The organism is Paeniglutamicibacter selenitireducens, assembly GCF_051550675.1.
Classification (GTDB): Bacteria; Actinomycetota; Actinomycetes; order Actinomycetales; family Micrococcaceae; genus Paeniglutamicibacter.
On record NZ_JBPULF010000005.1, the window covers coordinates 21,425 to 33,727 of the forward strand.

Genomic DNA, 12,303 nt, shown 5'->3' on the forward strand with positions numbered 1-12,303 from the left:
GGGTGCACTGGCTCTACGATGGAAGGGTAGGGATAGACCGGCACACACCACCGGTGTGGCGCCGAAGGAGCAGGACGTGAAGCTGATACTGGAAATGCGCGAACGCGTGATCGTGAAGACGCGGGCGCATCCCCGTGCCCTGCGCGGTGCACTGCTGCGGTTTTTCATCCTGCTGGCGGGCACCAGCTTCCTGGCCGGGCTGCTGGTCCGCACCGACCTGCCGGACTGGGCCGCCGAGGCCAGCCCGCTGTTGCTCGCCCTGCTCGGCGTCACGTTCTGCGTGTTGCTGGTCGTCTGGTGCCTGCGCCCGCTGGCGCGCTGGGCCGGCAGTTACACCTACCTGACCACCGAGCGGATCGTGACAAAGCGCGGCCGCTCCGCCGCCGGCCAGCGCTCCATAGGCCTCTACGCCATCCACGACCTCGTGGCGGTGACCGGCAAGCGCGCCCCGTACCAGGCCCCGGGAACGCTGCAGGTCGTGCTGGCCCACCAACGGATCGACATCCCCAACATGCCGGCGGTGCAGCGAATGCGGGAGCTCGGCATCGGGGCGATCACGGCACTGCCACACTTCCCCCGGGTTGATGGTGTAAACATGGAAGAGCGCGTTGAACCGGACCAGCCAACGCACCCACGGCAAACAGATTGGACTGAGCATGAGTGAGCGGTCGCAGGCGACGGGTTCCCAGCCCGTTGCACCCACCGCTGCCCGCGATGCGGCACGTGCCCAGGCCATGCGCCAGCCGAGCGATGTCGATGACCTCGGCGGCATCCAGGCCCGGGAGCCAGAGGCCGCCAAGGACGAGGCGGCGCTCGCCGACCCCATCGCCGACCTCGCCGCGGCCATGAAGAGCCCCGAACAGGTCGACCAGACGACGCCCGCCTCCGCGCGCGACGCCGTGCGGGAGCTCGAACGCCGTCTGCTGGGCGCCGAACGCACCATGAAGCGGCGCGAGGTCGCGGCCGAGGCCGGCGTCTCGCTGCTCTCCGCACGCAAGATCTGGCGCGCCCTGGGTTTCCCAAACCTCGGGGACGAGGAGGTCTTCTTCACCGAGGTCGACGAACGGGCCCTGGAGCTGATGCTCGGGATGGTCCGCGACGGCACGCTGACCGAGGAAACCGCGATCTCGCTGACCCGGTCCATCGGCCAAATGACCGACCGCATGGTGGTCTGGCAGGTCGAAGCACTGGTCGAGGACATGGTGCAGAACCAGAAGATGAGCGACCCCGAGGCGCGGCGGAACCTGGTGAACCTGCTCCCGGAGTTGATCGACCCCATCGAACACATGCTGGTGTACTCGTGGCGGCGGCAACTCAACGCCGCGGTGCACCGCCTGGCCGTGCGCGCCGAAACCGGGCTCGCCGCCTCCGCCGAGGGCCGCGACGGCTCCGAGGACGACATCTCGCTGCCGCTGGCCCGCGCCGTGGGTTTCGCGGACCTCGTCTCCTACACCTCGCTCTCGCGCCGCATGAACGAGCGCACGCTGGCCCAGCTGGTGCAGCGCTTCGAGTCGAAGTGCGCGGAGATCATCTCCGTGGGCGGCGGCCGGCTTGTCAAGACCATCGGCGACGAGGTGCTCTTCGTGGCCGAGACCCCGCAGGCCGGCGCGCTGATCTCGCTGGCCATGTCCCGCGAATTCGCTGCCGACGAGCTGCTGCCCAACACCCGCGTCTCGCTGGTCTGGGGCCGCGTGCTCTCCCGGCTGGGCGACATCTACGGGCCCACCGTGAACCTCGCGGCGCGGCTGACCTCGCTGGCCGAGCCCGGCACGGTGCTCACCGACGAACTCACCGCCTCGACGCTGGCCGGCGACGACAGGTTTGTCCTGCACCCGCAGGAGACAACGGCCGTGCGCGGCTTCGGAGACATCAATCCGGTGCGCCTGGCCCCGGGAACCGGGACGGGACTGGTGCTGGACTGAGATGCACACGCACATGGGCGGGATCCACGGGGCGGCACTGACCGACATCGGCCTGCGGCGCGCCGTCAACGAGGACGCGGTGCTCAGCGCCGGCAGCATCTTCGCCGTGGCCGACGGCATGGGCGGCCACGAGGCCGGCGACCTGGCCTCGCGGTTGTGCATCGAGACCCTCGAACAGCTGGCCGTCGACCCGGAGCAGGCGGGGCCCGCCGGGCTGCCGCATGCGCAGGCCGTGCTGGCGCAGGTCGAACGGGCCGATGCGATGATCCGCGCGGCCATCGGCTCCCGCGGCGGCACCACCCTCTGCGCGCTGGCCCTTGTCAGCTGCGAACCCGGAGGCACCACCTGGCCCCAGGAGCCGCCCTCGGCCGCCACCACGCTCCAGCTGCCGGTCCAGCCCGGTTCCGCAGCGGCCCCGGGCCCGGGGACCTCCGCGGCCCGCTACCTCGACGCCGTCGAAGAGGCGCACGTGCACCCCGCGGACGCCGTGTTCCGCCACGGGCAGGTGGACGACGCAGGGCAAGACACCGCGAAAGACACCGGGGAACCCGACCCGACCACCGATGTGCTGCCCTACACGCCGGCGCCCGGCGCCGGAACCCCCGCGGTGACGCGGCTTGGCGATCCGGGGTCCGGGCAGCAGGCCGGCCCGGCACCGCACGCGGACGCGGCGGCGGACAGTGCTGCGGACGCGGGTCCCGGCACCGGCCAGGACGCCGGGGTCCGGCTGATGCTGCTGAACGTCGGCGACTCCCGGGGCTACCGCCTGCGCGGGGGCAAGCTGACGCAGCTGACCCTCGACCACTCGGCCGTGCAGGAGCTCATCGACGCCGGGACCATCACCGAGGCAGAGGCCCGCATCCACCCGCAGCGCAACCTGATCACCCGCGCCCTGGGCGCCGGGGGCAACTCCGTGCCCGACTCGCAGTTCCACGAGCTGGTGGAGGGGGACCGCTACCTGCTGTGCAGCGACGGGCTGACCGGCGAGGTGGACCCGGCCCGCATCGAGCACATCCTCAACCGGGTCCCGGACCGTGCCGAGGCCATGACCCGGCTCGTGGACGCGGCCCTGGCCAGCGGCGGCCGGGACAACATCTCGGTCGTCGTCATCGATGTGTCGGGGCCGACCCGGGGCGACTGACCCTCCGGCCTCATCCCGCCCGGCCCCATCGTGGGGCAAAATGGGAGGGTGAGCCACCAAGAAGCGACCCAGCCCGCACCAACGACCCAGCTGCCAGAGACGTTCCCGGGTGCCGACCCGGCCGGCGAGGTGCTTCCCAGCGAGGCCCTGCGCGCCGAGTACCAGGCCCTCATCGACCAGGTCCGCACGCACCGCGCCGCCTACTACAACGACGACGCGCCGCTGATTTCCGACGCGGAGTTCGACGTCCTGTACTCGCGGCTCGAAGTGCTCGAGGCGCAGCACCCCGCCATCGTCGCCAACGACTCGCCGACCCAGGAGGTCGGCGGCGAGGTCTCCGCCGCCTTCACCCCCGTCGAGCACCTCTCGCGCATGTACTCCCTGGAGGACGTGTTCTCGCTGGAGGAGGTCATTGCCTGGGGCGAGAAGACCATGGCCAACGCGGCGCTGCGTGCTGCAGGGCACCGGCTGCGCTGGCTCTGCGAGGTCAAGATCGATGGCCTGGCGGTGAACCTGCTCTACCGCAACGGCAAGCTGGTGCGCGCCGCCACCCGCGGGGACGGCACCACCGGCGAGGACGTCACCCACAACGTGCTGACCATCAAGGAAATCCCGACCCAGCTCACGGGAACGGACTGGCCGGAGGAGGTGGAGGTTCGCGGGGAGATCTTCATCCCCTCGGCCGACTTCGCCGCCTACAACGAGGCGCTGATCGAGGCAGGCAAGGCCCCGCTGGCCAACCCGCGCAACGCGGCGGCCGGTTCCATCCGGCAGAAGGACCCGGCGGAAACCGCCAAGCGCCCGCTGAAGATGTTCGTGCACGGACTGGGCGTGCGCGCCGGTCTGGAGGCCGCGACCCAGTCCGAAACCTACGCGCTGATGGCCTCCTGGGGCCTGCCGGTCTCCCCGTACTCCAAGGTCGTCGACACGCTCGACGAGGTGCTGGAATTCATCGCCGCCAACGGCGAACACCGCCACGACCTGCTGCACGAGATCGACGGCATCGTGGTGAAGACCGACGCGTTCGAGATCCAGCGCAACCTGGGCTTCACCTCCCGCGTGCCGCGCTGGGCCGTGGCCTACAAGTACCCGCCGGAGGAGGTCAACACCAAGCTGCTGGACATCCAGGTGCAAGTGGGCCGCACCGGCCGGGTCACCCCGTTCGGCATCATGGCACCGGTCAAAGTCGCCGGCTCCACCGTGGAGCGCGCCACGCTGCACAACCAGGACGTCGTCAAGGCCAAGGGCGTGCTGATCGGGGACACCGTGATCCTGCGCAAGGCAGGCGACGTGATCCCGGAGATCGTCGGCCCGGTCCTGGCGCTGCGCGACGGCAGCGAACGCGAGTTCGTCATGCCCGCCACCTGCCCCTCCTGCGGCGAGCCGCTGGCCCCGGCCAAGGAGGGCGACGTGGACATCCGCTGCCTGAACGCCGAGTCCTGCCCGGTCCAGCTGACCGAGCGCGTCGCCCATCTGGGCGGGCGCGGCGCCTTCGACATCGAGGCGCTGGGCTACGAGGCCGCGCAGGCGCTGACCGTCGGCCCCGGCCCGGACCCTGCACAGAACGGCGGGGTGATAGCCCCGGCCGGCCCCGGCCCGATCACCAGCGAGTCGCAGGTCTTCGCGCTGGCGGAAAGCTACCCGGACCCGGCCCTGCGCGAGGCGCTGGCCGGGGTCAACGTGTGGCGCGAGATCCGTTCCAAGGGCGCGGGCACCGGCAAGTTCCAGCTGGTCCCCTACTTCTACACGAAGGCCACCGCCAAGAAGGAATCCGTCCCCTCCAAGACCACCGAGAAGCTGTTCACGGAGCTGGACAAGGCCAAGTCCCAGCCGCTGTGGCGGGTGCTGGTGGCGCTGTCCATCAGGCACGTGGGCCCCACCGCCTCGCGCGCCCTGGCCACCAAGTACGGGTCGATGGATGCCATCCGCGAACAGCTCGCCGCCCCGGATGCCCGCGAGGCGCTGGCCGAGGTCGACGGCGTCGGGGCGATCATCGCCGACGCACTGATCGAGTGGTTCTCCGTCGACTGGCACAACCGGATCGTCGACGAATGGGCAGCGGCCGGCGTGCTGATGAGGGACGAGCAGGACGAATCGATCACCAAGCACCTCGAGGGCCTGAGCATCGTTGTCACCGGCACGCTGCCGACCTACAGCCGCGACGCGGCCAAGGAAGCGATCATCATCCGCGGCGGCAAGGCCGCGGGATCTGTCTCCAAGAACACCGCCTACCTGGTGGCCGGCGAGGCCGCCGGTTCCAAGCTGGACAAGGCCGTGTCCCTGGGCGTGCAGGTGCTCGACGAGGAAGGCTTCAAGCTGCTGCTCGATGGCGGGCCCGACGCAGTCGCCGGCCGCCCCAACCCGGAGGCCTGACGCACGGGTTGGCCGCACCTCCGGCATCGGTTCCAACGGTGCTGCAGAATCGGATCCCTATCCGGTCGCGCGTGGTGGGACGAAGCATGGAAAGCCATGCCCGGGATGGTGGTGGCCGAGGGCGAGAACTCCGGCCGGTCCGGGAACCCTATGGGCACGTGGACATAGGGTTCCCGGGCCGCTGCGGGCGTTGGATTTCCTGGGTGCTTGGAGCCCAAGCAGTTCGGCGGGACGGGGCCCTTGCAGACCCGGCTCGACCGTACCCGCCACCTCAGGGAGCTCGAATTGGTTGCCCCGGGCATTGCCCGACGACCGTGACCCGTTCAGGATTTGGTGGCGTTCCAGGGACATTTTGGCCGCACCAAGCGCGGTCCATGGCGACGAGGGAAGCATCGGACAATGCTGGCCAATTCCCGCTTCATCTCCGTTTCCCGTGTGGCAGGAAGCGCCAGGCGGCGAACCGCGATCGAGGTCCACGCGGTGGACCATGGGATTGCACAGTTGTAGTCCGCGTTGCTGGGTGGTCTTCCCGGCAACTGCATCGGCTCCTCGCGTACGGGGCAGGATCGACGGACGGTTGGAACTGGCGATCCGATGCCAGATGACTGGAGCGGGCTTAGCTGCAGGAGCCGCAAACCAGACCATCGGGCAACCAATGGGGGAGCCGAAGAATCGAAGCAAACAAAATACCTTCGCCGGAGCAATGAATGGATCTGGTCTTGGCCTTGCGACGATCATGTGTCCCAAGGCCAAGCCGGGGTTGGCGTCCGTCCACCCAATGAACAAGTCACCGGATAGACGGAACTCTTTGTAAGCCGACGGCGGGTTTGTTGCCGTGGCTTTCGTCGGGGTTCAGCACGACCTCGTTGCCGACGAGGGTGGGGGGACCCGCTGATTCCAATCTCCCCAACATGTGCGAGTGCTTAATTGCATGGGAAATACCTGTCACCTGAACAAGATGTGTTGAATCGCCGAGAGCCCCGATCCGGAAAAACCGGCAGAACGAGGATCCGGCACCTCCACGACCAATAGGAGTGGGGTCGGTAAATCGATATTCTCGGGTCGATTACTTAAGCAAGGTCGCCGATGGCTGCCGCGTCCCCAAGCGGTAAGGCAACCATTGCGCGGCACCATTTTGACACCGCCTCAGCAGGGATTCAAGACTTCCACGAGCCGAGCCGGAATGTATGCGAAATCTTGACGTTGGCCCGCATCGTCCCGGCAAAGCCGAACGACGTGGGATACCTAATCCATGGACACGTCGTCATGTGGGATGCGGTTGCCCACCCAACGTTGAACGCCGGAAGAAACCTGCCTCTGATCAGAGACTGCGGGAGGACATGGCCGCCTTGGCAACGGAACCGTGTACGCAAAAGATCACGGTGGAGCATTCGAAAGGGGACCAGCATGGCTCAACCAAGGGATGCCCGGGTGTCTGGATTGGTTGCATGGGCCGCGGATGGCCGAGGTGCAATCCCGGTGCCCCTCGGACTTTTCTGGAATACGAGGCACCGAAGCCATGGCCGTGAAACACGAGTCACGAGTGCGAGTTGGGTACGCTCGAGATATCACGCAGGCCACGCCCACCACCACAGATCCGTATATGCGGCACTTCGAACCCAGGAGCAGCACATGAACAAGCAGCCACAGAACCGGCATCAGGCAGGTTCCGGGGGAGCCGCCGGACCGATCGGCGGAACGGAGCTGATGGCCCAACTGCTCGGCGTCGCTCGTGAGGCGGCAGCGGCAGGTGCAGCCGTACTTTCGGGGCGTGGCCGGACAAGGGTGGACGCGGATACCAAGAGCGCCGCGGGGGACTGGGTGACAGATTTTGACCGGCGGGCGGAAGTGGCGGTGCGCAACGTCATCTCCACGGCCCGCCCCAACGACTCGATCACCGGAGAGGAGTACGGCCACACGGTGCCGGCTTCTCCGTCGGGTTACAGGTGGTCGATCGACCCCCTGGACGGCACCGCCAACTTCGTCCGCGGTATCGTGTACTACTGCACCTCGGTGGCCGTCTATGGCCCGGACCCCGGAGCGCCGGAAACCGGGCGGTGGCTGGCCGCCGCAGTCAGCGCCCCTGCCTTGGACAGCGAATACTACGCCGCGGCGGGCTCGGGCGCTTGGCTTGCAGAAACCGACAGTTCAGCCGGGACCGGTGGGCAGCCGGCCGACGGCCCGCGGCCGGCGACGCGGTTGCACGGAGGTGACCCGGCGGAATCCGGCAGGTTGTTGGCCACGGGATTCGGCTACGATGCCAATCGCCGGCAGTTCCAGGTGGGCGCCCTGATGGGGCTCATGCCGGGATTCGCGAACGTGCGGCGACTGGGTTCGGCGGCGCTGGACCTGTGCCTGGTCGCGGACGGCACGCTGGACGCCTACGCGGAGTACGGGACGCAGGAATACGATTGGGCCGCCGGGGCACTGATCGCAGAGGAAGCGGGAATCCCCGTGCTGCGTCCAAGTGGCGGGCCGGGGTGGCAGGCCGCGGGCCGGCTCGATTTCAACGAGCTGCCTGCGGCCCACTAGCCGACACGGGGAGCACCGGGGTGGGCACGAAGGGCGCCCGGGCCCACCGGCGTCGCCGGGTCTCCACGGAACGGGGCCACGCGCAGGGCCGCTTCCCCGGCACGGATACCCGCCGTGGGGAAGCGGCGCTGTGCGTGCCGCGATGCGCCATGCACAGGGTGAGGTGCTAGATCCCGAACTGGAGTCCCGCGGCGGCATCGTCGTAGTAGGCACGGTTCTTCAGGTGGGCTGCGGCGGCCTCGTCGAGCACCACCACGGCATCCGGGTGCAACTGCAGCACCGAGCCCGGGCAGGATGCCGAGACCGGCCCTTCGACCGCGGCGGCAATGGCCTCGGCCTTGTGGCTCCCGGTGGCGATGAGCACCAGGCGGCCGGCCTCCTGCACGGTGCCCAGACCCTGGGTCACGCAGTGGGTGGGTACCTGGTCAAGGCCGTCGAAGAAGCGCGCGTTGTCCTCGCGGGTCTGCGAGGCCAGGCGCTTGATGCGGGTGCGGCTGCGCAGCGAGGACGCCGGTTCGTTGAAGCCGAGGTGCCCGTTGGCGCCGATGCCCAGGATCTGCACGTCGATCCCGCCGGCGGCCTTGATGGCCTCGTCGTAGGCGGCGGCCTGCGCGGCGATCTGCCCGACGGTGTCCCCGGTGCCGTTGGGCACGTTCAGTCCCGACTCCGGCAGGCCGATCACGGTGCAGACCTCGCGGATGAGGGTCTGCCGGTAGGACTGCTCGTGGGTGTCGGGCAGACCCACGTACTCATCGAGCGCGAAGCCGCGGGCGGCGGAGAAGTCGACCTCCCCGCGCCGGGCCGCGGCGGCCAGCTCGGCATAGAGCCCCAGCGGCGAGGAGCCTGTGGCGAGCCCCAGCACCGGGTCGCCGGTGCCGTAGGCCCGCAGGCCATCGAGCACCGCCGCGGCGGCAAACGACGCGGCTTCTTCGGGGGTATCGACGATCAAAACTTCCACGTAAACCTGTTCCTTAGTGCTTGGGCTGGTTCCGTGCCGGCAACAGCGCCGCACCCAGGGCGGCGACCGGCACATCGGAGGGCAGCAGTTCAAAGCGGTCGGCCAGCTCCAACGATGCGACGAAGTCGGAGGCCGCCGCATCACGGGTCAATTCCGAGCGTATCCCGTCCTCGAGGGCGTTTCCCAACGCGCAGAGCCCGCCGCCGAGCACTATCCGCTCGGCGCCGGTGGTGAGGACCAGCAACTGCAGGGAAAGCGCAATCCCGTGGCAGAGCACCTGCGCGGCGTGCGCGGCCACGGGGTCTCCGGACGCCGCGGCGGCGAAGGGATCGCGCCCACGGCCGCCGGGGACCCTCCAGAGCCTGTCCAGGGCCGAGCCCGAGGCCAGCGTCTCCAGGCAGCCGAACTGCCCGCACTTGCACAGCGTTCCTCCGGCCACCGGGAAGTGCCCGATTTCCCCGACGGTTCCGTCACGACCGCGTAACACTTGGCCGTCGCGCACCACGGCGGCGGCCAAGCCGGTGCCGAGGTTCAGGTAGGCCAGGGTGCGTTCCTCCGGTGACGCGGGTGCCACGGGCGTTTCCGGTGCCTCGGGGGACATGGGTGCACCGGAGCGGGCGCGCAGCAGTGCATGGGCGCCGAGCGCCGCGGCCTTCACGTCGTTCTCGACGCTCACGTCCATCCCGAGCGCCTCGGACAAGCCGCGGCGCAGGTCCATGGCCTCGACCCCGAGGTTCACCGCGTGGCGGACCATGCCGCTGGCCGGGTCAACGAGGCCCGGCATGCACGCACCGGCCGATTCCAGGACCGGGGCCCCGCCGGGAACGAGTGCCGGGGCGCCGGCCGCGGGAACCGGGACGGGGCAGGCCTCGGCAATAGCGGCCTTGGCGAGCATCGCCGCCACCGCGACGACCTCGCCCGGTCCGTGGCCGGAGGGGGCGGTGTGCAGGGCTGCGACGGAGCCGTCCCCGTGCAGGATCGCGGCGGCCGTCTTGGTGCCGCCGATGTCCAGGCCGAGCCTCATGCACCCGGTCCCGGCATGGGGCCGGACACGGTGCCCGACCGGGAGAGCAGCGCCACCAGCGCCTCGGAGACGGCCAGCGAGGCGCCGAAGGTGACGAGGTCGGCCCCGCCGCGCGGCCAACCGCATTCCACGACGATGACCCGACGGCCGTCGGCGCGCAGCTCGTCGGCCAACGGCCAGACCGGGTGCCCGGCGTCGAGCCCGCGCCCGACCAGGGCGATCTTGGCGTTCGGGGACACCTCGCGGATCCCGGTCCCGGCGCCGAGCGCGGCGGGACCCCACGGGACGTGGCCGACCGCCATGTTCGCCTCCGAACCGACCTGCACCAGCGCGGGGTCGCCCGGGTCGGCAAGCCACGTGCGGGCGGATTCGGATACTTCGAAGGCGGCGGTGATCGCAGACGCGCCGGTCGGCGATGCCGGCCCGGCAGGTGCGTCGTCGGTGCCCCGGACGCCGGCGGGTTGCACCGGCGGGTAGCCGGCGGCCAGCACGGCGGTGCGCCGGGCCGCATCGCGCAGCCGCTCCGGCGGCAGGGTCCCGGCGCGCACAGCGTCGACGATCGCGGCGAGGATGCCGTCGTAGCGTTCGGCGGAGGTCTCCGAGCCCAGGCAGAGCAGGTCGGCACCGGCGGCCAGGGCGCGCACGGCGGCGGCCTCGATCCCGGTCTCGGCGCTGGCGCCGGCCATGTCCAGCGCGTCGGTGATGATGGCGCCCTCGAAGCCCATGCTCCCGCGCAGCAGCCCGCCGAGGATCGCCGGGGAGAAGGTCGCGGGGTTTTCCGCATCCAGCGCCGGGACCATGATGTGGCTTGTCATGATGCTCGCGACGCCGGCTGCGATGGCCGCGGCGAAGGGCACCAGCTCTCGTTCGCGCAGGGTCTCGGGGCCCGCCTCGATCGTGGGCAGTGCCAGGTGCGAATCGACGGCGGTGTCCCCGTGCCCCGGGAAGTGCTTGGCGCAGGCGGCGACGCCGGCGTCCTGCAAGCCCCGCACCCAGGCGGCGGTGTGTTCGGCGACGAGCGTTGCGTCGGCACCGAAGCTGCGCACCCCGATCACGGGGTTTTCCGGGTTGGAGTTCACGTCGGCGTCGGGCGCCAGGTTCAGGTTGAAGCCCAGGTCGGCCAGTTCGCCGGCGATCGCCGCGGCGGAGGCCGAGGTGGCGGCGGGGTCGTTGATGCGGCCCAGCACCGCGTTGCCCGGCTGGTTTGACCCGGTGAGGTAGTGCAGGCGGGTGACGTCCCCGCCCTCCTCGTCAAGGGTCAGCAGGGCGGTGGGGGATGCGGCGCGCAACCGGCCCATCAGGGCGGCCAGCTGCCGGGGCGAGACAAGGTTGGTGCCGTAGATGCACACCGAGGCCAGCCCGTCGTCGAGCGCGGAGCCGATCCAGTCCGGCATCTGCGTGCCGGTGAAGCCGGGCATCAGGGTACCGGCGGCGAGCCTGCGAAGCTCGGCGTCGGATGTGGCGTCGGGGGCTGTGCCGGCAGGGTTTCCGGCGGCGGGGAGGAGGGAACGCATCAGCCCTTCACCGCCCCGCCGACGAGGCCCGAGGACATCCGGGACTGCACCACCATGAAGAACACGATGACCGGGACGGCGACAAGCGTTGAGGCGGCCATGACCATGCCCCAGTCGGTTTCGCGGGTGGCCGAGGCCTGCACGAAGCCGCGCAGCCACAGCGGCAGCGTCTTCATCTGGTCCTCGGTCATCACCACCAGGGCCACGGTGAACTCGTTCCAGGCCTGCAGGAACGCGTAGACGCCGGAGGCCACCAGGCCCGGGGCCAGCAGCGGGAAGGTAATGCGCATGAAGGCCTGGGTGCGCGAGAGTCCGTCGACCATCGCGGCTTCCTCCAGCTCGGCCGGCACTCCGGCCACGAAGCCGCGCAGCATCCAGATGGTGAAGGGGACGACGGCCGCGGTGTAGAGCAGCGTCAGGCCCAGCACGTTGTTCAGCAGGCCCACCGAGCTCATCATCTTGTACTGGGCGATGAACATGCCCTCGGCCGGCAGCATCTGGATCAGCAGCATCGCCAGGATGAAGGACTTGCGGCCCTTGAACTTGAAGCGGCTGATGGCCAGCGCGCCCAGGAACGCGACGAAGAGCGCCACGGCCACGGTGGCCAGGGTGACGGTGAGCGAGATGCCCAGTGCCGCGACGAACTTGCCGTCGGCGAAGACCGCCGCGAAGTTGTCCAGGGACCCGCCGAAGGGCAGGAACGTCGGGGTGCCGGACTGCAGCACCGTGTTGGGCAGGAACGAGGAGTTGACCATCCAGTAGACGGGGAACGCCCAGGCCAGGGCGATGACCAGGGCCATCGCCGTCCAGGCGCCCGTCGAGATCGACTTGATCCGCAT

Annotated in this window: 9 protein-coding genes; 5 read left to right on the forward strand and 4 right to left on the reverse strand. The window is 69.8% G+C overall.

Annotation, left to right across the window (positions count from 1 at the left end; genetic code table 11):
- Positions 1–76: 76 nt before the first annotated feature.
- From ACSYDW_RS10470 to ACSYDW_RS10490, 5 genes are all read left to right on the forward strand, one after another.
- The gene (locus ACSYDW_RS10470) at positions 77–664 is read left to right on the forward strand and encodes a hypothetical protein (RefSeq protein WP_438338680.1); all 588 of its coding nucleotides are present in this window, start codon (positions 77–79) and stop codon (positions 662–664) included.
- Positions 657–1,922, forward strand: coding sequence for an adenylate/guanylate cyclase domain-containing protein (locus tag ACSYDW_RS10475; RefSeq protein WP_438338681.1), 1,266 nt, complete (start codon positions 657–659; stop codon positions 1,920–1,922). The genes ACSYDW_RS10470 and ACSYDW_RS10475 overlap by 8 nt, the downstream gene beginning before the upstream one ends.
- 1 nt (position 1,923) lies before the next feature.
- On the forward strand, positions 1,924–3,063 hold the full coding sequence (locus ACSYDW_RS10480) for a PP2C family protein-serine/threonine phosphatase (protein WP_438338682.1): 1,140 nt from the start codon (positions 1,924–1,926) through the stop codon (positions 3,061–3,063).
- Between the two features lie 90 nt (positions 3,064–3,153).
- On the forward strand, positions 3,154–5,436 hold the full coding sequence (ligA, locus tag ACSYDW_RS10485) for an NAD-dependent DNA ligase LigA (RefSeq protein WP_438338864.1): 2,283 nt from the start codon (positions 3,154–3,156) through the stop codon (positions 5,434–5,436).
- 1,707 nt (positions 5,437–7,143) lie between these two features.
- Positions 7,144–7,968, forward strand: coding sequence for an inositol monophosphatase family protein (locus ACSYDW_RS10490; protein WP_438338865.1), 825 nt, complete (start codon positions 7,144–7,146; stop codon positions 7,966–7,968).
- A 166-nt stretch (positions 7,969–8,134) separates the two neighbouring features.
- Here the strand turns inward: ACSYDW_RS10490 and ACSYDW_RS10495 are convergent, their stop codons facing one another.
- From ACSYDW_RS10495 to ACSYDW_RS10510, 4 genes are read right to left on the reverse strand one after another with little or no spacing between them, the layout of a single operon-like run.
- Positions 8,135–8,926, reverse strand: coding sequence for a glucosamine-6-phosphate deaminase (locus ACSYDW_RS10495; protein WP_438338683.1), 792 nt, complete (start codon positions 8,924–8,926; stop codon positions 8,135–8,137).
- A gap of 13 nt (positions 8,927–8,939) precedes the next feature.
- Positions 8,940–9,950, reverse strand: a complete 1,011-nt coding sequence (locus tag ACSYDW_RS10500) for an ROK family protein (protein ID WP_438338684.1) — start codon at positions 9,948–9,950, stop codon at positions 8,940–8,942.
- Positions 9,947–11,464, reverse strand: coding sequence for a glycoside hydrolase family 3 N-terminal domain-containing protein (locus ACSYDW_RS10505; RefSeq protein ID WP_438338685.1), 1,518 nt, complete (start codon positions 11,462–11,464; stop codon positions 9,947–9,949). The genes ACSYDW_RS10500 and ACSYDW_RS10505 overlap by 4 nt, the downstream gene beginning before the upstream one ends.
- Complete coding sequence (locus tag ACSYDW_RS10510; protein ID WP_438338686.1) at positions 11,464–12,303, reverse strand: carbohydrate ABC transporter permease; 840 nt, start codon at positions 12,301–12,303, stop codon at positions 11,464–11,466. The genes ACSYDW_RS10505 and ACSYDW_RS10510 overlap by 1 nt, the downstream gene beginning before the upstream one ends.

Coding starts and splice junctions, on each gene's coding strand:
- ACSYDW_RS10475 (WP_438338681.1), top strand. CDS start 657: ATGAGTGAGCGGTCGCAGGCGACGGGTTCCCAGCCCGTTGCACCCACC.
- ACSYDW_RS10500 (WP_438338684.1), bottom strand. CDS start 9,950: ATGAGGCTCGGCCTGGACATCGGCGGCACCAAGACGGCCGCCGCGATC.
- ACSYDW_RS10505 (WP_438338685.1), bottom strand. CDS start 11,464: ATGCGTTCCCTCCTCCCCGCCGCCGGAAACCCTGCCGGCACAGCCCCC.
- ACSYDW_RS10480 (WP_438338682.1), top strand. CDS start 1,924: ATGCACACGCACATGGGCGGGATCCACGGGGCGGCACTGACCGACATC.
- ACSYDW_RS10510 (WP_438338686.1), bottom strand. CDS start 12,303: ATGCGGATCAAGTCGATCTCGACGGGCGCCTGGACGGCGATGGCCCTG.
- ACSYDW_RS10490 (WP_438338865.1), top strand. CDS start 7,144: ATGGCCCAACTGCTCGGCGTCGCTCGTGAGGCGGCAGCGGCAGGTGCA.